We start from the raw sequence: 22,161 nt of genomic DNA, 5'->3' as shown, positions 1-22,161 counted from the left end.
TTTAATTAGGTGTCAGCTGCACTGACGGCTATCAAAGAAATATGCATCCGGAAATGCTCCGGCTTTTAACTGCTGCAACCATTGCTGCGCTTGTTGTTTACTTGCAGTAGGACCGACCAACAAGCGAAAAATTCCGCTACCGGGTTTGATTTCGCTGGGCAGGGCTTGCGGCTGCAAAATCTGCTGCTGTAACTGATTTAACCGGTTACTGTCTGAACTGGCCAGCACCTGGATAAAACACTGCTCTGCTGTGCCGGTTTGCGCCCACATCGCCGGCGATTGTAGCAACTCCAGCTGAACTCTGGCTGTACCCTGCTGCAACATGCCCAGCTTGCTGGCAGCTGAATAGGACAAATCAATAATACGGTCGCGGTGAAACGGACCGCGATCATTTACCCGTACTATGGCGGTTTTGTTGTTGTCCAGATTGGTTACTTTAACATAAGACGGCAGTGGCAGGGTTTTATGCGCCGCTGTCATGGCAAACATATTGTAAGTTTCCCCGTTAGACGTCAGATGGCCATGGAATTTATTGCCATACCACGATGCGATGCCGGCTTCACGATGCTCGGTAACCTGCACCAGTGGGGTGTAGTTGGCACCAAATAAGCTGTAGGGTTTGTTACCGCCACGGCTTAACGGTTCCGCCTGGGGTACCGGGTCTGTCATTTCCAACAGGGTTGGCAGGCGCTGCGGAATACTGTCTTTAGCCTGGTTGTAACGGCCGGCATTGGGGACACTTTCCCCGGGCCGGCTGCTGCAAGCTGTGGCCAGTATTATTGTGGTGATAAGCAAAACAAGCTGTTTGATCATGGTGCCGCCAACATCCGTTTATGAGTACCCACCGACATAATGACGCCAAAGGCCGCCATTAATGTCACCATAGAGGTGCCGCCAAAACTGATCAGTGGTAAAGGCACACCTACCACCGGCAACAAGCCCGACACCATGCCGATATTAACAAATACATAGACAAAGAAGGTTAGCGTAAAGCTGCCGGCAACCAGCTTGCCGTAATTGTCCTGAGCGCGGCTGGCGATTAGCAGACAGCGGCTGATAATAAATAAATATAACCCTAACAGCAGCATTACCCCCATCATGCCCAGCTCTTCGCTCAGCACGGCAAAGATAAAGTCGGTATGGCGCTCGGGCAGAAACTCCAGTTGTGACTGGGTACCGTGCAAATAGCCTTTACCTTCTACACCACCGGAGCCGATAGCAATTTTAGATTGGATAATATGATAGCCGGAGCCCAGCGGATCGCTCTCAGGGTTTAAAAAGGTCAGTACGCGCTGGCGTTGATAGTCGCGCATTAAAAACAGCCACAGCACCGGCAAAAAGGCAGAGATCAGTGCGGCAACAAAGGCAATAAGACGCCAGCTCATGCCGGATAAAAACAACACAAATACCCCGGCAGTGGCAATTAAGATAGAGGTCCCCAGGTCCGGTTGTTGTGAAATCAGCACAGTAGGAATAGCACACATTAAAAATCCGACCATTAAATGCCATAACCTCGGCGGTAAACTGTGTGAAGCAATAAACCAGGCTACCGTCATCGGCACCGCCAGTTTCATAATTTCCGACGGCTGAAATTTCATAAAGCCTAAGTCCAGCCAGCGTTGGGCACCTTTACCGACATGGCCCACCATCAGCACTGCCACCAACAGACCCAGGCCGGCAATAAACAACGGCAGCGACCAGCGCTTCAGGGTTTGCGGTTTAATCTGGGCAAAAATAACCATCACTGCCAGGGCAACCCCGAGGCGCACTAACTGGCCTTTCATCATAGCAATATTTTGCCCGGAGGCACTGTACAGTACCATCAGGCCAAAGCCGATCAGGGCCAGCAACCCCAGCAGCAACGGTGTGTCGATATGAAACATCGCCAGCCGGCTGTGGCGGGCATTACCGGTAAACTGGTCATTCATCACGGTTTACTCCGGCAGCAAAATAGTAATCCAGTATTTGCCGCGCCATGGGGGCGGCGTTAGCACCACCGCCACCGGCATTTTCCAGGGCGATAGTGATCACAATGCCGGGCTTGTCATAAGGGGCATAGCCAATATACATGGCATTATCGCGCAGTCGCTCGTCAATGGCTTCAGCATCGTACTTTGCGTCCTGAGCGATAGCCGCCAACTGAGCGGTGCCGGTTTTACCGCCGGCCTGATAATCGGTGCCGATAAAGGCGCGATGTGCAGTGCCGCCCAGGTCACGTACCGTGCGGTGCATGGTATCCATCACTACATCCCAGTTGCGTTCATCTACCATATCGATGGTACGGGTTAGTACCGGCTCAATTGCCACTGTGCCACTGTCGTCGCTATAGGCCGTTACCAGGTGTGGTGTCGGCAACAAACCTTTATTCAGCAGCAGTGCGGTGGCAACAGTCAGTTGCAGCGGGGTTGTGGTCCAGTAGCTTTGGCCGATACTAAGCGGTACCGTATCGCCGGGGTACCAGGGTTGGTTGTGCCGGGCACGTTTCCAGCCACGTGACGGCATAATGCCACTGCTTTCTTCCAGGATATCAATGCCGGTCTTCTCGCCAAAGCCCATTTTGCTCATGTAATCGGAAATGCGATCAATACCCAGCTTAACGCCCATCTCGTAAAAAAACGTATCACAGCTTTTCATCACAGCTTGATATACGTCTACCCAGCCATGGCCCCAGCGCAGGTGGTCGCGAAAGCGGTGATCGCTGTTGGGCAGCATAAAATAGCCCGGGTCCCATATTTTGGTGGCGGGGGTAATGGTATTGGTTTCCAAACCCAGCAAGGCTAAATGCGGCTTGATAGTGGAGGCCGGTGGATAAGTGCCTTGGGTAACGCGGTTGATCAGCGGGCGGTCGCGCGAGTTGAGTAATTCGTTATAGTTGGCAGAGCTGATGCCATGCACAAACAGGTTAGGGTCGTAGCCAGGGTTGCTGTAAAACGCCAATACAGCGCCGTCGCGCGGGTCTATCGCCACTATAGCACCGCGCTGTTGCTGCAGTATTTGCTGCGCGGTCAGTTGCAGGCCAACATCCAGGCCTAAATGAATATTGCGGCCCGATACGGCGGGCACCGAACGCAGCACGCGGATTAAGCGGCCACGGTTGTTTACTTCAACTTCCTGGTAACCCATGGTGCCGTGCAGTTCACGTTGATAATAACGCTCGAGGCCTATTTTGCCGATATCACGGCTGGCGGCGTAGTTGGCAGCCTCACCATCGGCTTCCAATTGTTGCAGTTCACGGGTATTAATTTTGCCGATATAGCCAATCGCATGGGTAAATAAATCACCAAACGGGTAGTGCCGGCTTAACCGCGCTTCTACCGTTACACCGGGAAAACGGTGTTGGTTAACGGCCAGTACTGCTACCTCAGTATCATTTAGCTGCTCTTTTAACGCTATGCTGTTAAAACGGCGCTGCGCTTTAACTTGCTTCAGGAAGGCATCTTGCTGCTCGGGGCTAAGTTCAATCAGCTCTGCCAAAGCGGCCAGGGTGGCTGTCATATCGCCGATTTGCTCCGGTACCAGCTCCAGCGAAAACACCGGACGGTTTTCGGCCAGTAAAATGCCGCTACGATCGAAAATCAGGCCACGATTCGGGGCCAGCGGTACGACTTTGATGCGGTTGCCTTCAGAGCGGGTTTGGTAGTCCTGATGCAACACTACCTGCAACTGATATTGGTTAAACACTATAACGCAGAACATAACTACGACAAACAGCATGGCGACGATGGCCCGGCTGTTAAACAGCCTGGCTTCAGCGGCGAAATCCTGTATGGCGACGCGTCTTCTTAACATCTTTACTCGCGATGGTACGGATGATTAGTACAGATACTCCAGGCGCGGTACAGGCTTTCGGCTAGCACCACCCGTACTAACGGGTGCGGCAGGGTAAGCGCCGACAACGACCACTTTGCCTCGCTGGCGGCAATACAAGCCGGGGCTAAACCTTCCGGGCCGCCGACCAACAAACACACATCGCGGCCGTCGCGTTGCCAGTCGGTCAGTTTACCGGCCAGAGCCGGGCTGCTCCAGTTGTCGCCGGTGACTTCCAGGGTAACAATTTTGCTGCCACGTGGCACAGCAGCCAGCATTTTTTCGCCTTCCTGCTCTAAAATGCGTTTGATATCGGCATTTTTGCCACGTTTACCGGCCGGGATCTCAATCAGCTCCAGCGCTAAATCACGCGGAAAGCGCCGCGCATATTCGTCATAACCGCTTTGTACCCAGCCGGGCATTTTACTGCCCACAGCAATCAGTATTAACTTCATACTGTATTAAGCGCTCCAGAGTTTTTCCAACTGATAAAAATTACGGCTGTCTTCGAGCATCACATGCACGACAACGTCGTCTAAATCCAGCAATACCCACTCGCCCGACGCCTGGCCTTCAATGCCCAGTGCGCTAATGCCGGCTTTTTTCGCTTCGGCCGCAACATAGTCGGCAATAGATTTGGTGTGGCGGTTAGAGGTGCCTGAGCACACTATCATAAATTCAGTGACACTGGATTTACCACGCACGTCTAAGGTCACGATATCGCGGCCTTTCATGTCGTCAATTTTGTCCTGAATAAAACTTACCAGCTCGGTTGTTTGCACCCTGATTCCTCTGCGCTTGAAAAAAGCGGCATTTTAGCATAGTTTGCGCGCGGTGATAGCACTCACGCCTGATAGAGTTGTTGGCTTTGAATATAGTTCAATACTGCCGGATCTAAAGTGTCGCTACAAGCCAGGCCCTGTTGCAGCTGCTGCCTTATGCCGCTGGCACTTAAATTAATCACCGGGTTGTTTAGCAGCAGAATACGCCCGCAGTTAACCTGCTGCAAGGCGGCCAAATTGGCGGCGCCATAGTGTTGCAGTAAGGCCGGAGCATCGCCTTGCTCTGCACTGTAGCCAGGGCGCTGGCATACCAGCAGGTGGGCGTATTGCAAGATGCTTTGCCAGTCTTTCCAACTGCAAAAATAGCATAAAGAGTCCATGCCGATAATAAAGTACAGGCGGCTGTGCGGTTCACGCTCGCGCAGTAAGCGCAGGCTGTCGACAGTATAGGACGGCCCGGTTTTATCCAGCTCCAGCCGTTCCAACTTAAGTTGCGGGTAGGCCGCTATTGCCAACTGCACCATAGCGGCACGTTGCTCACCGCTTACGCCCGGCGTAGCGCGGTGCGGTGGCAGTTGGCACGGCATCAGCCGTACTTCGTCCAGCGCGCAGTGCTGCTGCACAAAGCGGGCGCTGGCAATATGGCCGTTATGTACCGGGTTAAAGGTGCCGCCAAAAATGCCGATGTGCTTAGTCATACAGCGCCTGTTGCTGCAACGAATAGGCCTTGGGTACCGGCTTGATAAATAAGGTTACTAAATGCGCCAGTGCTACGTCGCTGTTGTTCAGCCGGCCGCTTTTGTACAGCCGGTCAAAGGCCGCCAGCTCCTGCAGCAGATAATCCAGCCAGCTCAGCGATAAGCGTTTGAGTGCCGTTTGATACAGCGCCTGGCGTTTGGGCCAGATGGCGAGGCTTTTAAAGCTGTCGCTCAGGTTGTGTTGTTGCTGTTGTGCCTGTTGCAACTGGCGCAGTTGCAGCACTTCTTTTTGCAGTTGCCAGGCAATAATCACCGGTTCCACATCTTGCTGGCACAAGCGCTGTAAGCGGTGCAGCGCTTCATCGGCATGGCCGCTTAGTAAGGCATCGGCCAGTTGAAACACGCTGAAGCTGGAGTGATCGGCGAGAAACTGGCTTAAAGCAGCCGCATCCAGCGGTTGGGCCAGGTTGCTTAATGCCAGCTTTTCCAGCTCTTGCCGTGCGGCCAGCAAATTACCGGCGCAGTGTTGTTGCAGCAGCGCCAGCGCATCGCTGCTCAGCTGCAGTTGTAACCGTTTGGCGCGCTCACGCAGCCATTGCTGGCTCTGGCGTTCGTCCAACACATACACCGGAATTTGCACTGCCTGGCTTTGCAGCTGTTTAAACCACGCCAGCTTGCTGACGTCGCTGTGGCTGCGCTCACCGTGGATCAGCAAAATAATATCCTGGTGCAGCTGCTGCGGCAGGGCTTTGAGTTGCTCGGCGGCGGCCGGAGTCAGTTTTTGCTGCGCCAGCTCCAGTTCAATCAGCCGGCGCTCGGCAAACAGTGACATCGCCTGCAGCTCGTTGCTCAGTTCGTTCCAGTCAAACTGCGCATCGGCGGTTAAACTGATGCGCTCGGCATAGCCTTGTTGCCTGGCGGCGGCGCGAATGGCATCAATGGCTTCGAGTTTTTGCAGCGGTTCTTCGCCAAACAGCAGGTAACAGGGCGCCAAGGGCCCGGCTAAGTGTTGCTCCAGCTGGTTGGCATACAGTTTTTGCATCGGCAGGCTCAGTGCAGCCGCGACAGCTGGCGCATAATACGGTTTGCGGCTTGTTGGCGCAGCTCACCCAGCATCAACTCCAGTTCTTTCGCTTTGGCCAGGGCCTGATTAGGGTCGTCCTGATAATCGCGGAACAGCTCAAATTCATACGGCTGTGGTTCACCGTCCGGCATGGTCAGAGCATAGCGCACTTTGTAGATCAGCTCATATTCCGCGACCTGGCCGTTGGGAAACAACGACAGCGTGCGCCGCTCCAGCGTATCGCTGACCAGCTGCAGCATTGGCGCTGACTGCTGGTAGCTGCTGAGTAGCTCAACTTTGTTGTACTCTAAGCGCGAGCTGAGCAATGCGGCCAGTTCAGAGTGGCGCTCGCTTTGAATATACATGGCCGGAAAGTGGCTCAGCGGCAAATCGCCGCGCAGATGAAAGCCGCAGCTGCCAAGCAGCAAGCTGCTTAGCAGGGCAAACACCAGGCTAAAGCGGGCCATATCAGCCCACCACCAGGTTCAGCAGTTTGCCGGGCACGTAAATCACTTTACGTACGCTGACGCCGTCTAAATGGCGGCTAACGTTGTCATCGGTTTTGGCCATCGCCAGTACCGTCGCTTCAGTTGCATCGGCCGCGACGGTAACTTTGCCGCGTACCTTGCCGTTTACCTGTACTACCACCAGCTTTTCATCTTCTACCATGGCAGCAGCATCAGCTTGTGGCCAGGCCGTTTGCTCAATGCCACTGTGTTGGCCCAACTGCGCCCACAGGTATTGCGCGACATGCGGCGTAATAGGGTTCAGCATTTGCAGCAACGCCAGCACGGCTTCCTGCATTACGGCACGGTCCAGCTCTGTTGCCAGGCTGGCTTTTTGCAGTTTATTGCTCAGCTCCATAATGGCCGCAATAGCAGTGTTAAAGGTGTAACGCCGGCCAATATCGTCGGATACCTTGGCGATGGTTTTATGCAGCTCGCGACGCAGGGTTTTTTGCTCGTTATTCAGTGCGGCGATATCTAACCGGCCAACGTTACCGCTGGCGGCAAAATCGCTGACCAGGGTATAAATACGCTTAATAAAGCGGTGCGCGCCCTCTACCGCTGAATCTGACCACTCCAGCGTTTGCTCCGGTGGCGCAGTAAACATCATAAACAGCCGTACCGTATCGGCACCGTACAAATCGATTACTTTTTGCGGGTCGATGCCGTTATTTTTCGATTTGGACATCTTGCTCATGCCGGAGGCCACAACCGGCTGGCCGTCGCTGTTTAACAGCGCGCTGGTAATACGGCCTTTTTCATCCCGTACCACGGTCACATCGGCCGGTGAGAACCATTGTTTGCCGCCGTTATCGGTTTCACGGTAGAAAGTTTCTGCCAGCACCATGCCTTGGCATAACAAACGCTTAAAGGGTTCATCACTGTTTACCAGGCCAACATCGCGCAGCAGCTTGTGGAAGAAGCGGGCATACAGCAGGTGCAAAATAGCGTGTTCAATACCGCCGATATACTGATCAACCGGCAGCCAGTAATTGGCTTTGGCCGGGTCCAGCATGGCTTTGTCATGATCCGGGCTGCAATAACGCGCATAGTACCAGCTCGATTCCATAAAGGTGTCGAAGGTGTCGGTTTCATGAAAAGCTTCAGCGCCGTTGTAGGTGGTTTTAGCCCATTCGGGGTCGGCTTTAATCGGCGAGGTTACACCATCCATTACCACATCTTCCGGCAAACGCACCGGCAGTTGCTCTTCCGGTACCGGTACCTGGCTGCCATCGGCCAGGTTCAGCATCGGAATCGGCGTACCCCAATAGCGTTGGCGCGATACGCCCCAATCACGCAGGCGGTAATTTACTTTCACTTCGCCACGGCCGATACCGGCCAGTTTGGCGGCAATAGCGCTGAAAGCCTGGTCAAAGGCCAGACCGTCAAATTCCGCCGAGTTAACCAACAGGCCTTTTTCAGTGTAGGCGGCCTGGCTTAAATCACCGGCTTGCGCGGCATCAGCGGGTTTAACTACCTGCTTAATCGGCAGGCTGTATTTAGTGGCAAATTCATAGTCGCGCTGATCATGGCCCGGTACTGACATTACTGCGCCTGAGCCGTAATCCATTAACACAAAGTTAGCTACCCACACCGGCACTTTGGCGCCGGTTAACGGGTGCACGGCATAAATGCCGGTGGCGCAGCCTTTTTTCTCCATAGTGGCAAGCTCTGCCTCGGCCATTTTGCCGCCTTTGCAGTCTTCAATAAAGGCCGCTAACTCCGGGTTAGTGGCTGCGGCTTGTTGTGCCAGCGGGTGCTGCGCTGCCACGGCGACATAGGTTACGCCGTATAAAGTGTCAGGCCGGGTAGTGTATACGCTCAGACTGTCGGTTGAATCAGCAATATCAAAGCGGATATCGACGCCCTCAGAGCGGCCAATCCAGTTTTTCTGCATGGTTTTAACTTGTTCCGGCCAGCCGTCTAACTGATCTAAATCTTGCAGCAGCTCTTCGGCATAGGCGGTAATTTTAATAAACCACTGCGCCAGCTCGCGCTGCTCTACCAAAGCACCGGAGCGCCAGCCGCGGCCGTCGATAACCTGCTCGTTAGCCAGTACGCACTGATCTACCGGGTCCCAGTTTACCGTGGCCATTTTTTTGTATACCAGGCCTTTTTCGTACAGCTTGGTGAAGAACCATTGTTCCCACTTGTAGTATTCCGGCTTACAGGTTGCCACTTCACGGCTCCAGTCGTAGCCAAAGCCCAGCCGTTTTAACTGATTGCGCATGTAATCGATGTTTTCGTAGGTCCATTTCGCCGGCGCAGTTTTATTATTAATGGCGGCATTTTCGGCCGGTAAGCCGAAGGCATCCCAGCCCATGGGTTGCATCACGTTTTTGCCCTGCATGCGCTGAAAGCGGCTAACCACATCACCTATGGTGTAGTTACGCACATGGCCCATATGCAAGCGCCCGCTGGGATAAGGGAACATTGACAGGCAGTAAAACTTTTCTTTGCCGGCGTCTTCTGTCACTTTAAAAGCGTTGGTTTGTTCCCATTGCTGCTGCAGCGCAGTTTCAATCTGCTGCGGGTTGTATTGTTCTTGCATTCAGGTCTTCCGAAAAGGGGTTAGTACGAGTGCCGCCATAGCGGCAAAAAAGTGGCTATAGCATACCGCAGAGCCGTTTTGACAACAATAAGCAGCGTATTGTCTATACTGGTTTTACAGCAACGGAGGCACTATGACAGATTTTGTAAAGAAGTATCAGCAATGGCTTAGTGAATTTAGCCGTAACCTGCAGCAAACCGAGCAGCAGCAACTGGATAATATGGTGGAGTTTGTTGAACAGCTCAAAGCCTATATAAAGGCCGGCAGGGAGCTGAGTGCTTATGAAACTCAGCTGTTTATTGAAACCCTTAAACGACAGTGGCAGGAACAGGAGGAGCAGCAACACGAGGCTGACGCCGACACATCACCGTCGCTCTGGCCCGAAGCATTGTGGCAGGAGCTGAGCAGCATTACCGATAAAAGCCAATTAGAGTGGCAGGAGTTGGCGCAGGATTTTAAACATCAGGGCGTATATTACCAGGGCGAAGTGGTAGGCATGGGGCGTTATCGTTGCAGTCATTGTTTACAACATATTGATTATACGCATCCCGCCGAACTACTGGCTTGCAGTCAGTGCGGTGGCGTACAGTTTTTTCGCGAAGGTTTGCCGGTGTAGTGCAGCTGTCGGTTAGCGGTAGTTTCCCGGTTGTTCAGCGGTGTACTTTTTTGTTACACTCGCCAGCCATCTGCACCGGCAAATATTAAGCCTGGCCGCAGCTTTACCTCCCCCGACAGCGTGTTATACCACTAATGTTGCATAGCATTTATTTGTTGCAGCGTTAAGCTGGCAGTTGTTTGCTGTGAGTAAAGCCCGGCTGCTGCCGGTAAATCTGCAATACGTTTAAGCAAGAGACGCCTTATGACGACTAAAGTACTGGCCTGTATTGATGCTTCACTATATGCCGAAGCGGTATGTGACTATGCTGTCTGGGCAGCGAAAAAGCTTGATGTGGCTATGTCGGTACTGCATGTGCTGGACAAGGCACAGCATACGCACACGCCGGACTTAAGCGGCAGCATTGGCCTGGGCTCGCAGGAATTATTATTACAACAACTGGCCGAGCTGGACGAAAAACACAGCAAGCTGGCGCTGGAGCGCGGCCGCAGCATTTTAGATGCAGCAAAAGCCCGCGCTGAACAAGCCGGCGTTAAGGCCGTAGACGAGCGCTTACGCCATGGCCAACTGGTAGACACCTTAACTGAACTGGCAGACGAAACGCGGTTGCTGGTATTGGGCAAGCGCGGTTTTAGCAGCGCCGACGCACACGGCCATATGGGGCTGCATGTTGAACGGGTGATCCGCAGCTTAGATAAACCCATCTTGTTAACTCAACAGAACTATAAAACGCCACAGCGGATTATGCTGGCCTATGACGGCAGCGCTACCGCGTTAAAAGGCCTGCAAATGCTGGCGGCCAGCCCGCTGGGCAAAGGTTTGCCGGTGCATTTGGTGATGGCCGGTGACGCAGATGAAGCGGCACGGGCGCAAATGGACAGTGCGGCGCAAATACTGCGCGATGCCGGTTTTGATACCAAAGTAGCGATAGTGGCCGGTGAGCCGGACACGGTATTAAACCAGTACCAGCAAGAACATGTCATTGATCTGATGGTGATGGGCGCTTATGGCCACTCCCGGATCCGGCAATTTATTGTCGGCAGTACTACCACGGCGATGATCTGCAAAGCCAGGTGCTCCTTGCTGATCTTACGATAAACCCGAAACCCGGCCACTGGCCGGGTTTTTTGTCCCTGTAACGTTAACCAGGATGTGTTGTTACTATCATGCAAAAGCAAAAAATGTTGTTATGGCCGGCTCTGCTGCTGAGCTTATTTGCACCGGCAGCTAATGCTGCAGTGGGTGCAGTGGATTTAACGGCCAGCTTAACCGGCTTTATTGCGCTGGGGGTATTTGTGCTGGCCTATGCCCTGGTAATGGCAGAGGAAAAAATTCATCTGCGTAAATCCAAACCGGTGCTGGTGGCGGCCGGTATTATCTGGGCGATGATCGGTTGGCAATATGTGCAGGCCGGTATGCCGCAGGCATCTGAAGCCGCGTTTCGCCATACGCTGCTTGAATTTGCCGAATTAATGCTGTTTTTGCTGGTGGCGATGACCTACATCAACGCGCTGGAAGAGCGTCGGGTGTTTGATGTGTTGCGCAGCTGGATGGTGCGTAAAGGCTTTAGTTACCGGCAGTTGTTTTGGCTTACCGGCATTTTATCGTTCTTTATCTCGCCGATAGCCGACAACCTCACCACCGCCTTATTAATGTGCGCGGTGGTGATGAAAGTCGCAGAGGGCGATAAAAAGTTTATCAACCTGTGCTGTATTAATATTGTGGTGGCGGCCAATGCCGGCGGCGCATTCAGCCCCTTTGGTGACATTACCACCCTAATGGTATGGCAAGCCGGCCTGCTGAATTTTGCCGAATTTCTGGTGCTGTTTGTGCCCTCGCTGGTGAACTATATTATACCGGCCGCGCTGATGAGCCTGGCGGTGGAAAACCGTAAGCCGGCGGCAATAGCTGAAGATATCGAGTTAAAGCGCGGTGCGCTGCGAATTTTAATGCTGTTTTTGTTAACCATCGCCACGGCGGTAGCGTTTCATACGGTACTGCACTTACCGCCGGTACTGGGCATGATGACCGGGTTGGGTTATTTACAATTTTTTGGTTACTTCCTGCGGGTTACCTTACCTGGCTCACTGGCACGTAAACGCGCTATGGCCGAGCGTGAAGGCGATATGGAGCGCTTGCGGTCATTGGGCCAGGTGGTGCCCTTTGATGTGTTCAGCCGCGTGTCGCGTGCCGAATGGGACACCTTGTTGTTTTTCTACGGTGTGGTTATGTGCGTTGGCGGCCTGGGCTTTATGGGTTATCTGGCAATGATGTCTGACGTACTCTACACCCAATGGGATGCCACTTTAGCGAACGTGGCGCTGGGTATTATTTCTGCGGTAATCGATAATATTCCGGTGATGTTTGCCGTACTAACCATGCAACCGGAGATGTCACATGGCCACTGGCTGCTGATTACGCTTACTGCCGGTGTCGGCGGCAGTTTGTTGTCTATCGGTTCGGCTGCCGGGGTGGCACTGATGGGCCAGGCGCGGGGTTACTACACCTTTGCCGGCCATTTAAAATGGATGCCGGTTATTCTGTTAGGTTACATCGCCAGTATTTTAGTGCATTTGTGGCTGAATAAAGCGAGTTTCAGTGTTTTCGGCGTAAGCTGAGTAATTGTTCTAATTAAGTTGGTTTATACTGCCCGCCCGGCATGCGTCGGGCGACTTTTCTGTTACAAGAGGGTGAAACCGTGAAGCAGTCCTGGCTGTACCTGTTGCTGTGTGCAGTGTTTTCTCCGGCGGCGTTCGCCGCCAGCGGAAGTTTAAATCTTACCTTATCTCCGATTGGCATCAGTGCCTTAGTCTTATTTGCCCTGGCTTACCTGCTGGTAATGGCAGAGGAAAAAATCCATCTGCGTAAATCCAAGCCGGTGTTGGTGGCGGCCGGCATTATCTGGGCGTTAATTGCCTGGCGTTATATGCAGGATGGTATCAGCGGCGTAACTGCCGATGCGTTTCGCCATACCTTGCTTGAATTTGCCGAGTTAATGCTGTTTTTACTGGTTGCGATGACGTACATCAGCGCACTGGAAGAGCGCCGGCTGTTTGACGCATTGCGCGCCTGGATGATCCGCAAAGGCTTCAGCTACCGTAGCTTGTTCTGGATCAGCGGTGTGCTGGCGTTTTTTATCTCGTCGTTTGCCAACAATATGACTACCGCCATGCTGATGTGCGCTGTGGTGATGAAAGTGGCCGAAGGCGATAAGCGCTTTATTAACCTGACCTGCGTTAATATCGTAGTGGCCGCCAATGCCGGCGGCGCCTTTATTCCGTTTGGTGACATCACCACGCTAATGGTGTGGCAGGCCGGCATTATCACCTTTAACGAGTTTTTCACGCTGTTTATTCCGGCCGTGGTGAACTATCTGGTACCGGCAATCATAATGAGCCTGTTTGTTGAACGGCGTTACCCGGCAGCCTTGCAGGAAGATGTTGAGTTAAAGCGCGGTGCGCTGCGTATTTTAACGTTGTTTTTGGCCACTATAGCGCTGGCGGTGTTGTACCACTCTTGGCTGGATCTACCGCCGGTACTGGGTATGATGACCGGCCTGGGCTTGCTGCAGTTTTTCGGTTTTTTCCTGCGTAAAACCCTGCCAGGCTCACTGGCGCGTAAACGCGCGATGGCCGAGCGCGAAGGCGATATAGAGCGGGTGCGGGCACTGGGCCAGATTGTGCCGTTTGACGTGTTTAACCGTATTGCCCGTGCCGAATGGGACACCTTACTGTTTTTCTACGGCGTGGTAATGTGTGTGGGTGGTCTGGGCTATATCGGTTACCTGGAAATGCTCTCTGCCAGCTTGTACGGTAACGGTAATCCAACCATTGCTAACGTAGTATTAGGCCTGATGTCAGCGGTGGTGGACAATATTCCGGTGATGTTCGCGGTATTAACCATGCAGCCGGATATGTCGCACGGCCAGTGGTTACTTATTACCTTAACCGCCGGCGTCGGTGGCAGCTTGTTGTCGATAGGCTCGGCCGCCGGGGTGGCGTTAATGGGCCAGGCGCGCGGTTATTACACCTTTGCCGGCCATTTAAAATGGGCGCCGGTCATCCTGCTGGGTTACGCCGCCAGCGTGGTAACGCATTTATATTTAAACGCCGACCTGTTTCAAATTTTCGGCAGCCCGTCCGCGCATTAAGCCGGCGGTGTTAAGGAGGCATGATGTCTAAAAAAGTGTATTGTATCGCTCAGTTTCTGCCCAAGCCCGGCAAAGCGGACGAGCTGTTTAAAGTGCTGCAAGGTTTAGAGCCAAACAGCAACCGCGAAGATGGCTGCCTGCAGTATATTGTTACGCGGCAAATAGCCAGCCCCTTTGCTGAAGGCAAAAGCTTTCCCATTGCCTTTAACGAAATCTGGGCCGACTTGCCAAGTTTTGAAGCGCACTGCCAGCGCAGCGAGATAAAACACTTCTTTGAAACCTACTGCTTAGCCGAAGACGGCCTGGCAGCAGATTGGAACGTATGCATTTACAGCGACGAACCAGCCAACTTCGACGCACCTAAGCTGGTGTAATTAACAGAACCGAAAAAACCTGCGTCAGCAGGTTTTTTTATGCCCGGCACTTTGTACAAGGCAGGTTAATCCGTACTTGCTGTTGTGTTCCAATACGTGAGCGCTCAAGCATTTGTATTTTTTATAAATGATCATTACTCTGGAAAACACTAGATTTACACGTACGCGTTAACCGGTGTTTAAGTACGGGCCGACCCGTCGGATAAGTGCTAAGGCTTTCAAATGGAACCATCTGTTACAGGGGCGAAATACGACAAAATTGCTCAGTGGTGGCATGACCAACATGTTGAGTCCGCCTATGGTGTAAATCAGTTTCAACGAGCGGTTAAATTTGCGCGGCGCGGTGGAAAAGCCCTCGACGTAGGTTGTGGTTCTGGTGGTCGGTTTGTCCGCATATTGGAAGGCTGCGATTTCTCTGTTACAGGCCTTGATGTATCAAAAGAAATGATTAGGTTGGCTGGCGTAAACCACCCGGAGCACAAATTTTTGCATCAGGATATCTGCTGCTGGGAAACAGAAGAGAAGTTCGATCTCATTGTTGCATGGGATAGCATTTTCCACTTACCGTTGGCTATGCAAAAACCTGTCGTGTCAAAGCTGTGTCAGCTCTTAGCAGAAGGTGGCATTCTGATATATACATTTGGCAATGCTGAAGGAGAGCACACTGATCAGTGGCACGATGACACGTTTTACTACAGCTCTATTGGCATTAATGAAAATGTGCAGGTACTTATAAACAATGGTTTGTCTGTTTTGCACCTTGAACTGGACCAATACCCGGAAAAGCATGTTTATACAATTGCCACCAGGCTTTAACCAGTGTAATCACACGGATCAAAACTCCGCTGCGCTGCAAGCTTTCCCGTGTTGCGGGCGTTATATTTCATGAAGGAATTCCGATGATATTTCCATCACGGGAAACTGAGCGACTATTGCTCACAGAGCTGCAACCTGATGATGAACAAAGTATATTCACGTTGTTTTCCAGCCCTGCGGTAGTTGAGTACTACGACTTAGAAGCGTTTTGTGAACAACGTCAGGCTACTAATTTGATTAGCCTGTTTAAAGCGCGATACGAGGAAAAGCAGGGCATCAGATGGGCTATCCGTTTGAAGACAACAGGCCAGTTGATAGGCACTTGTGGCTTTAATTCGTGGAGCAGCAAAATGCATAATGCTGTTATCGGTTACGACTTGCTGCCTGAATTTTGGCGCCAGGGTTATGCCTTCGAAGCCGTTCACGCCATTGTAAATGCTGGTTTTTCAGGAGCGTTGGCTTGTGGCGAGTTGCATCGGATCCAGGCCGATACTGTGCCTGGTAATGATGCTTCTGAATTATTGCTGCATAAGCTTGGATTTAAACAGGAAGGGCTCAGGCGTGAATGCGGGTTTTGGAAAAACAAGTTTCATGATCTTAAATGTTTTGGTCTGCTACGGTCTGAGTTCGCTGCAATAGGTCAACATTAGATTACTGAAAAATATGAGTTTAACTTTACTCTGACCCTGGTGATTTACAACTTATGTGTAACACTCACGGGTTCACGCGCATGCGTATGGAGTTATGCTAATAGAGGGGGGAAGCCATGTCGTTAGCCTATCGTCATCTTATCTGCGGTGATCTGAAGTTAATGGAGGATTTGTCGACAATGTTCGGCGAAGCTTTCAACGATGTGGAGACCTATACCGGAAAGCGACCTCGGGCAGATTACCTTGGGCGGCTTTTAGAAAGTGATTCGTTTATTGCCATCGTCGCTCTGGATGATAGGAAAGTGATTGGTGGTCTTGCTGCCTATGAGTTAAGAAAGTTCGAACAAGAACGTAGCGAGATCTATATATACGACTTGGCGGTTACTGAGTCGTATCGCCGCGCAGGAATAGCGACAGCACTAATTGAAGAGTTGAAGAAAGTGGCAAAAGAACGGGGTGCTTACGTGATCTTTGTGCAAGCTGATAAGGGGGTTGAAGACGAAGCTGCTATTGCGCTGTACACAAAACTAGGACGGCGCGAGGATGTTCTGCACTTTGATATTCCTGTCGTTGATGTGAGTGCTAATGCATAACAAGACCATTGAAAAGCAACGCTAATTACTGCCACAACTAAGTTGTAGCTTTAGTGCTTCCGGCATTAGGGCTTTGGCGTCAGTTGCCAGCACAAATGAATAGGTGTTACTGCTTTTTAGCGTAATAGCTTCAGAGCGCAGGTGCTGCTCATTGCTATACAGATGGTAACCGGCAACGGCTGACTTACAACCACAATAGCCTATAGCTTGCAGTACGGAAATATCGGCATCCAGCAGAGTAAGATTATTGCGCTGGACTATATCTGACTTATTAATCTGTACACATTGCTGCAAGCCATTTTCGATAGCGACAGCGGAGTTATCAACGGCTGCTCCTGTGAGTAGCATCACAATTAAGCTACTAGCGAACATATAGTCCCATTGCTGGTGTCGATCATGGAGAAGCCTCTGCGGTAGCCGGGGGGATCATTGAAGCTCTGGTGATGATAAGAGTACTTCGGCAGCTGCAGCATAACTCAGGCACTTTTCTTCAGTTAATGTCGCCATTACTGCACTTTCACCATCGCTGAAAACAGCCTTTTCACTGCGCTCAAGACTGGACAGAAAGCTCATTGTGCCGTCCAGAAATGCTTGCTTGCGCTCAGGGTGTTTTTCACTGGCAAAGTACAACGCATCGGATAATTGGCTGAAGCTTGTTTTTTGTTCAGCTGAAAATTCATAGGGTAATTGGGCGCACATAGTAAGTGCACCGGATTGCAAGCCAGCTTCCTGCCAATCAGCCGCTGCAATACTAAATGTCAGCGGGAGAACTACTAGTGCGACGCTACTTTTCATTTCGGTTTACCTGCCACAAGGTAAAGCCATTGTGTAATACAACTACGACCAGGATAGTAAGCTTGCCGGGCCAACTAAGGTTTATGTTGAATAAGCCCAACGCCATAACAATGGCACCGGACAATAAAATTGCATGTATTACAGTGTAAAAAACATAAACCTTTAGCTTCCTGCTATCTGTTGGTATTGAAAATAGCAGTTTTAGTGTCCAAACGGCGCCGAATAGCGCCGCTACAGACCAGAACAAATACCCAAACATTAAATCTCGTCCATGTTCAGAAGTCCGCGAAGCATAAGCTCACGTTTTGCATTTTTTGCATTCGTTGACGTCATAGCCAATAAAACGGAAGCAAATATCGTAACACACGCCGCCGCTATAGCAGCACTCTTCGCAACGTTACTTCCTGCTTTACCTGCAGTAGCTACGTCCTTTGTCAAAGAGTAATTGGTCGCTTGCGCTGCCGTATTGGTCAAGCCTGCTTTAATACCACCCTTGTACACAGCTAAAAGTGCACCGGCAATGCCAGAAGCAGTGATAAGTCCTGAAACGTCGACACCTATGTAACTTAATGCTGATTTTGCTTTGTCATTTACACCGAAGAATTGTCTCAGCTCTTCGTCTGACAAACTCCAGCAATACCAGTATGGATTCGCGCTAAGCTGGCCGATAATGCCAAATAAATGGCCAAATAGCGGTCCGTCATAGCTTCGCAAGTTCAATACTGCTGCGTTAATTTTTTGTTTTTCGTGATGATGCAGGCACCTGTATGTAACTATGCCCGTCAGTATGTACATGGCACCATCCAGCTTTTCCAATTTTGTAGTGAAGCTTCCCAAATCCATCAACTGAATCAGGAATTTAAGTGGATTTTGTTTATACTGCTGATTAACGTATGAAGATTGCATAACTATTCCTTGTTACTCAAAAGAAGCTAAAAGTACCATATGAATCTTTTAATTAACAAGTTAATTTCAAATATGCAGCAGTATATGGTCTATTTGGCGTCGTTCCGATTGAGTATTTACTTGTAAGCTTTGGAGTACATATGAAAACCATTGGCCTTATCGGCGGTATGAGCTGGGAGTCGACAATTCCTTACTATCGCCTGCTTAACGAGGGCGTAAAACAACAGCTGGGCGGGCTGCATTCAGCCAAATGCATTTTATACAGCGTTGATTTTTATGACATTGAACGCATGCAGCAGGCCGGTGACTGGGATGCTGCCGGCGCTGTACTGGCCGCGGCGGCGCGTTCGCTGCAAACGGCCGGGGCCGATTTTATTGTGCTCTGTACCAATACCATGCATAAAGTAGCCGGCAGTATTGAGGCTGCGGTAACTATTCCGCTGTTGCATATTGCCGATGCCACTGCCGCCGCGATAAAGCAGGCAGGCTGCCGCAGGGTGGGGCTGCTGGGTACCAAATTTACCATGCAGCAGCCGTTTTACCGCGAGCGGCTAAGTGAGCAGCATGGCATAGAAGTGCTGTTGCCCAATGAGACTGAGCAAGACAGCCTGCATCAGATTATTTATCAGGAACTGTGTCAGGGCGTGATTAACCCCGAATCTAAACAGGCTGTGCGCAAGATGATGGCCGGCCTTGCCTGGCAAGGGGCGGATGGCATTATTCTTGGGTGCACGGAAATTGGTTTGCTGGTCGGCAAAGCCGATGCTGCGGTGCCGCTGTTTGATACCACAGTGATCCATGGCCAAGCTGCAGTTGAGCTGGCGCTAATCACATAAGCACTGACAATGGGTAGTTAGTTTTTGTTACATTTTTCCCGGGCCGGTGTGGGGTTGCTGTGCAACACTCTGCCAGAACATTAACCGGGAGTCATATTATGTTAAAGCTAATATTTGCACTGTCACTGTCGGGCATACTGCTATGCCCGGCAGCGTTATTTGCCAATGAAACCTCACTGCAGGATGAAATTCTGCAATTGGATAAACAGCTGTTTGATGCGTTTAATCAGCGCGATATTGAAACCACTAAGGCTATGCTCGATGCCGATGTTGAGTTTTACCACGACACCGGCGGGCTGGCGGATTATCAGCAAACCATTGCTAACTTAAACCGGCTGTTCGCCAATGCCGGAGACTTAAAGCGCGAGTTAATCCCTGAAAGTAGCGAGGTATATCCGGTTAAAGACTTTGGCGCTATTCAAACCGGGCAGCACCGCTTTTGTCATACAGAAAATGGCAAACCCGACTGTGGTGTATTTAAGTTTTTACATATCTGGAAACAACAGGACGAGCGTTGGACTGTTGTCAGAGTAGTTAGCTATGGCCATTAGCGCCCGGCGCGGATAATAACAGCTTAGTCCGGATTTAAGTGGTTGTCTGGCGCAAGAAAAAACTCTATGTTGGCGTATACATATAGTAATACGGCTTAGCTGATGCCAGAGCAACAACCAATACTGCTGATTTACGATAAAGACTGCCCGGTATGCCGGGCCTATAGCCAAATGGTGCGTATTCGCCAAAGCGTGGGTGAGCTACAGCTGATTAATGCCCGCGAAGACAGCAATGTGATGCGTGAGCTTAGTGCACAGGGGCTGGATATTGATCAGGGTATGGTGCTGAAAATGGCCGACAACTGCTATTACGGCAGTGATGCTATGTATATGCTGTCGCTGCTTAGCAGCCGCAGCGGTGTGTTTAACCGGCTAAATTATCATCTGTTTAAATCGCGCAGGGTGGCGAAATGGCTGTACCCGCTGTTGCGGGCCTGCCGTAATCTGCTGCTGAAACTACTGCGCAAGCGCAAAATTAATAACCTGGGTGTTAGCGATAATGATCGCTTTTAACCGCAGAGAGTTCGTATGAACCCGACGTATCTGGAATATGCCGCCAACGGCTTTTATTTGCTGGCAGTGTTTTTAGCCGCACGTAACAGTATTCATACCTGGTGGCTGGGCATTATTGGCTGTGCGTTATTCTCGCTGCTGTTTTACCAGGTAAAGCTGTATGCCGAAGTACTGCTGATGCTGTTTTTTATAGCCACCAACGTGATTGGTTGGTACCAGTGGGGCAGGGCCCGCGGCATTAAGCAGGTAAGCACTACGCCATTGCTGCGGCTGGCCGGTTACGCCGCGCTGGCGCTGCTGGTGACGGCACTGTATGGCACTATGCTGCACCGTTTTACCGATGCCTACGCGCCCTTTGTTGATTCGGCGATTTTAATGTTCAGTGTTATTGCCCAGTTTTTGCTGATGAACCGTAAGCTGGAAACCTGGTGGTTCTGGCTTATTGTAAATACACTGGCGGTACCGCTGTATTTCTCCCGCGAGTTACAGCTTACCGCCGTGGTGTATACCGGTTTTTGGTTTAACGCCTGGTATGGTTGGTACCTGTGGCGCCGGTTAAATGCCGCCCAGCATAGCGGCGTTTAATCTGCGCTACGTGCTAACCCGCAGTCAGTTGCGGTTGAAACTGAAAGCCCACCGCGATGCGGTTCCAGGCATTCATCGTTACTATTACCGCGCTTAAATTAACAATTTCCTGTTGGCTGAACTGCGCTGTCAGTTCGCTGTAAACATCATCAGATACCTGTTGCCCGGCCAGCAAGGTCAGCGCTTCGGCCCAGCGCAGTGCCGCGCGCTCGCGGGCAGAGAAAAAATGGGTCTCCTGCCAGGCCGCCAGTACATCCAACCGTTGTTGCTGTTCGCCGTCGTGGCGGGCTTCTGCGGCATGCATATGCTGGCAAAATGCACAGCCGTTAAGCTGTGATATACGCAGATGCAGCAGATGCACCAGCGGGGCGTCAATTACCCGTCCGGCGGCTTCGCCCAGACTGCTAAGGGCGGTTACTAAGCCAGGTTGCAGTTTAAAAACATCAGTACGATCTATGCGTGGCGACATGTTGCGCTCCTCGTGGTGGTGGAGCCGCTATAGTGCCGCATAGCGTTTAAACAGAATTGTATTATTGCGACATGGCCAATTGGCTTTGCTTGCGGCGGCGGTACTGGCCCGGAGTTTGGCCGGTAATGCGCTGAAACTGGTGGATAAAATGCGCCTGGTCATAAAAGCCGCTGCAAAGCGCTATATCAGTCAGGGCCTGCTGTGGATTCAGGTTAATCAGTTGCCTGGCGTGGCGCACCCGTTGCAGCAGTTTTAACTGGCCCGGGGTTAAGCCAACCTGTTGCAGGAATTTACGCTCAAACTGGCGCCGGCTCAGGTTAACTGCTGCGCTTAGCGCGCTGACAGAAGGCGTTGTCAGTTGCTGCTGTGGCAGCAACAGCGGCAGCACCTGTTGAATATGGCTGCTTTGAGCAGCAGGTTGCTGCAGTTGCCGCAATAACCACTGCTCCAGATAGTGCAACCGCGTAGCGGTATGCTGTGTAGTACCAAGTTGCTGTTGCAGCTCTGTCAGGGAGTGAATACCAAAATCAGCGGCATTTATCGCCTTGCCCTGTAACTGCGGGGCGTCAACGCCGAGCAGCTGAAAGGCGCCGCCGGGGTAAAAGCGGATGCCTATGGCGTCTTGCGCGCCGGTTAACTGCATGCTGCTCAAGGTTTGGCTGCCGTTAAATTGGCATAGTGGCGGCTGGTCGGGCTGAAAATAAAAGTTCAGGCTGCTGCCACCGTCCGGATACAGAGTTTGGCAGTGGCCGCCAGCGGGTAATGTTGGCTGGCGCATGACCCAGTAACATTGTACCCGGCTGGCCAGCACAGGATGCGGCTTAAAGGCCTGCAAGCCCAAATGCTGCAGGTTGCCGACAGGTGCTATCGCCGGGTCGGCAATAATTGCAGGCATAAGCG

The 22,161-nt window shown here is 51.6% G+C and carries 26 protein-coding genes; 12 read left to right on the top strand and 14 right to left on the bottom strand.

What is annotated here, in order from left to right:
- Positions 1 to 12 precede the first annotated feature (12 nt).
- From ACTZWV_RS12650 to leuS, 9 genes are all read right to left on the bottom strand, one after another.
- On the bottom strand, positions 13 to 813 hold the full coding sequence (locus ACTZWV_RS12650; protein WP_444786891.1) for a septal ring lytic transglycosylase RlpA family protein: 801 nt from the start codon (positions 811 to 813) through the stop codon (positions 13 to 15).
- A complete protein-coding gene (gene rodA / locus ACTZWV_RS12645; RefSeq protein ID WP_444786890.1) occupies positions 810 to 1,928 on the bottom strand; it encodes a rod shape-determining protein RodA in 1,119 nt (372 codons plus the stop codon). Before rodA ends, ACTZWV_RS12650 begins: the two co-directional genes overlap by 4 nt.
- Complete coding sequence (gene mrdA / locus ACTZWV_RS12640) at positions 1,921 to 3,789, bottom strand: penicillin-binding protein 2 (protein WP_444786889.1); 1,869 nt, start codon at positions 3,787 to 3,789, stop codon at positions 1,921 to 1,923. Before mrdA ends, rodA begins: the two co-directional genes overlap by 8 nt.
- Positions 3,790 to 3,791: 2 nt before the next feature.
- Entirely contained in the window at positions 3,792 to 4,262 is a 471-nt protein-coding gene (gene rlmH / locus ACTZWV_RS12635) for a 23S rRNA (pseudouridine(1915)-N(3))-methyltransferase RlmH (protein WP_305555187.1), read from the bottom strand.
- Positions 4,263 to 4,268: 6 nt separating this feature from the next.
- Positions 4,269 to 4,589, bottom strand: coding sequence for a ribosome silencing factor (rsfS, locus tag ACTZWV_RS12630; RefSeq protein WP_173501922.1), 321 nt, complete (start codon positions 4,587 to 4,589; stop codon positions 4,269 to 4,271).
- Between the two features lie 62 nt (positions 4,590 to 4,651).
- Entirely contained in the window at positions 4,652 to 5,287 is a 636-nt protein-coding gene (nadD, locus tag ACTZWV_RS12625; RefSeq protein WP_444786888.1) for a nicotinate-nucleotide adenylyltransferase, read from the bottom strand.
- The gene (holA, locus tag ACTZWV_RS12620) at positions 5,280 to 6,329 is read right to left on the bottom strand and encodes a DNA polymerase III subunit delta (protein ID WP_444786887.1); all 1,050 of its coding nucleotides are present in this window, start codon (positions 6,327 to 6,329) and stop codon (positions 5,280 to 5,282) included. The genes nadD and holA overlap by 8 nt, the downstream gene beginning before the upstream one ends.
- 8 nt (positions 6,330 to 6,337) lie before the next feature.
- Entirely contained in the window at positions 6,338 to 6,817 is a 480-nt protein-coding gene (locus tag ACTZWV_RS12615; RefSeq protein ID WP_444786886.1) for an LPS-assembly lipoprotein LptE, read from the bottom strand.
- A 1-nt stretch (position 6,818) separates the two neighbouring features.
- The gene (gene leuS, locus ACTZWV_RS12610) at positions 6,819 to 9,407 is read right to left on the bottom strand and encodes a leucine--tRNA ligase (RefSeq protein ID WP_444786885.1); all 2,589 of its coding nucleotides are present in this window, start codon (positions 9,405 to 9,407) and stop codon (positions 6,819 to 6,821) included.
- A 133-nt stretch (positions 9,408 to 9,540) separates the two neighbouring features.
- Here leuS and ACTZWV_RS12605 point away from each other — a divergent pair, with 133 nt between their 5' ends.
- The 8 genes from ACTZWV_RS12605 (at position 9,541) to ACTZWV_RS12570 (ending at position 16,606) form a co-directional block, all read left to right on the top strand.
- Positions 9,541 to 10,023, top strand: coding sequence for a zinc ribbon-containing protein (locus ACTZWV_RS12605; protein WP_444786884.1), 483 nt, complete (start codon positions 9,541 to 9,543; stop codon positions 10,021 to 10,023).
- 243 nt (positions 10,024 to 10,266) lie between these two features.
- Positions 10,267 to 11,121 carry a universal stress protein gene (locus ACTZWV_RS12600; protein WP_444786883.1) on the top strand — a complete coding sequence of 285 codons (855 nt, stop codon included), beginning with the start codon at positions 10,267 to 10,269 and terminating at the stop codon, positions 11,119 to 11,121.
- Positions 11,122 to 11,189: 68 nt separating this feature from the next.
- On the top strand, positions 11,190 to 12,641 hold the full coding sequence (gene nhaD, locus ACTZWV_RS12595; protein ID WP_444786882.1) for a sodium:proton antiporter NhaD: 1,452 nt from the start codon (positions 11,190 to 11,192) through the stop codon (positions 12,639 to 12,641).
- A 41-nt stretch (positions 12,642 to 12,682) separates the two neighbouring features.
- Positions 12,683 to 14,173, top strand: coding sequence for a sodium:proton antiporter NhaD (gene nhaD, locus ACTZWV_RS12590; RefSeq protein WP_444786881.1), 1,491 nt, complete (start codon positions 12,683 to 12,685; stop codon positions 14,171 to 14,173).
- Between the two features lie 23 nt (positions 14,174 to 14,196).
- A complete protein-coding gene (locus ACTZWV_RS12585) occupies positions 14,197 to 14,547 on the top strand; it encodes a putative quinol monooxygenase (protein ID WP_444786880.1) in 351 nt (116 codons plus the stop codon).
- A 222-nt stretch (positions 14,548 to 14,769) separates the two neighbouring features.
- A complete protein-coding gene (locus tag ACTZWV_RS12580) occupies positions 14,770 to 15,363 on the top strand; it encodes a class I SAM-dependent DNA methyltransferase (protein WP_444786879.1) in 594 nt (197 codons plus the stop codon).
- Between the two features lie 83 nt (positions 15,364 to 15,446).
- Positions 15,447 to 16,013 (top strand): GNAT family N-acetyltransferase, encoded by a 567-nt coding sequence (locus tag ACTZWV_RS12575; protein ID WP_444786878.1) that lies wholly within the window; start codon positions 15,447 to 15,449, stop codon positions 16,011 to 16,013.
- 116 nt (positions 16,014 to 16,129) lie between these two features.
- A complete protein-coding gene (locus tag ACTZWV_RS12570) occupies positions 16,130 to 16,606 on the top strand; it encodes an AAC(3)-I family aminoglycoside N-acetyltransferase (protein WP_444786877.1) in 477 nt (158 codons plus the stop codon).
- A gap of 21 nt (positions 16,607 to 16,627) precedes the next feature.
- Here ACTZWV_RS12570 and ACTZWV_RS12565 read toward each other — a convergent pair whose 3' ends face one another.
- The 3 genes from ACTZWV_RS12565 to ACTZWV_RS12555 all read right to left on the bottom strand — a co-directional run bounded on the left by ACTZWV_RS12565 (position 16,628) and on the right by ACTZWV_RS12555 (position 18,307).
- Positions 16,628 to 16,978 (bottom strand): DUF2195 family protein, encoded by a 351-nt coding sequence (locus ACTZWV_RS12565; RefSeq protein WP_444786876.1) that lies wholly within the window; start codon positions 16,976 to 16,978, stop codon positions 16,628 to 16,630.
- Between the two features lie 54 nt (positions 16,979 to 17,032).
- Positions 17,033 to 17,401: a hypothetical protein gene (locus ACTZWV_RS12560; RefSeq protein ID WP_444786875.1), complete on the bottom strand. Its 369-nt coding sequence runs from the start codon at positions 17,399 to 17,401 to the stop codon at positions 17,033 to 17,035.
- A gap of 258 nt (positions 17,402 to 17,659) precedes the next feature.
- On the bottom strand, positions 17,660 to 18,307 hold the full coding sequence (locus ACTZWV_RS12555; RefSeq protein WP_444786874.1) for a hypothetical protein: 648 nt from the start codon (positions 18,305 to 18,307) through the stop codon (positions 17,660 to 17,662).
- A 140-nt stretch (positions 18,308 to 18,447) separates the two neighbouring features.
- Here ACTZWV_RS12555 and ACTZWV_RS12550 point away from each other — a divergent pair, with 140 nt between their 5' ends.
- The 4 genes from ACTZWV_RS12550 (at position 18,448) to pnuC (ending at position 20,792) form a co-directional block, all read left to right on the top strand.
- Positions 18,448 to 19,143 (top strand): aspartate/glutamate racemase family protein, encoded by a 696-nt coding sequence (locus ACTZWV_RS12550; protein WP_444786873.1) that lies wholly within the window; start codon positions 18,448 to 18,450, stop codon positions 19,141 to 19,143.
- A gap of 98 nt (positions 19,144 to 19,241) precedes the next feature.
- Positions 19,242 to 19,694 carry a nuclear transport factor 2 family protein gene (locus ACTZWV_RS12545; RefSeq protein WP_444786872.1) on the top strand — a complete coding sequence of 151 codons (453 nt, stop codon included), beginning with the start codon at positions 19,242 to 19,244 and terminating at the stop codon, positions 19,692 to 19,694.
- 102 nt (positions 19,695 to 19,796) lie between these two features.
- Positions 19,797 to 20,207, top strand: a complete 411-nt coding sequence (locus tag ACTZWV_RS12540) for a DCC1-like thiol-disulfide oxidoreductase family protein (protein WP_444786871.1) — start codon at positions 19,797 to 19,799, stop codon at positions 20,205 to 20,207.
- Positions 20,208 to 20,222: 15 nt separating this feature from the next.
- Positions 20,223 to 20,792, top strand: a complete 570-nt coding sequence (gene pnuC, locus ACTZWV_RS12535; RefSeq protein WP_444786870.1) for a nicotinamide riboside transporter PnuC — start codon at positions 20,223 to 20,225, stop codon at positions 20,790 to 20,792.
- 13 nt (positions 20,793 to 20,805) lie between these two features.
- Here the strand turns inward: pnuC and ACTZWV_RS12530 are convergent, their stop codons facing one another.
- The gene (locus tag ACTZWV_RS12530; RefSeq protein ID WP_444786869.1) at positions 20,806 to 21,261 is read right to left on the bottom strand and encodes a carboxymuconolactone decarboxylase family protein; all 456 of its coding nucleotides are present in this window, start codon (positions 21,259 to 21,261) and stop codon (positions 20,806 to 20,808) included.
- Positions 21,262 to 21,322: 61 nt separating this feature from the next.
- Entirely contained in the window at positions 21,323 to 22,156 is an 834-nt protein-coding gene (locus ACTZWV_RS12525) for a helix-turn-helix domain-containing protein (RefSeq protein WP_444786868.1), read from the bottom strand.
- Positions 22,157 to 22,161 lie beyond the last annotated feature (5 nt).

This window comes from Rheinheimera sp. NSM (assembly GCF_052380015.1).
Classification (GTDB): domain Bacteria; phylum Pseudomonadota; class Gammaproteobacteria; order Enterobacterales; family Alteromonadaceae; genus Alishewanella.
Note: the sequence above shows the minus strand (reverse complement) of the source record. Positions and strands in the feature narration are given on the sequence as shown.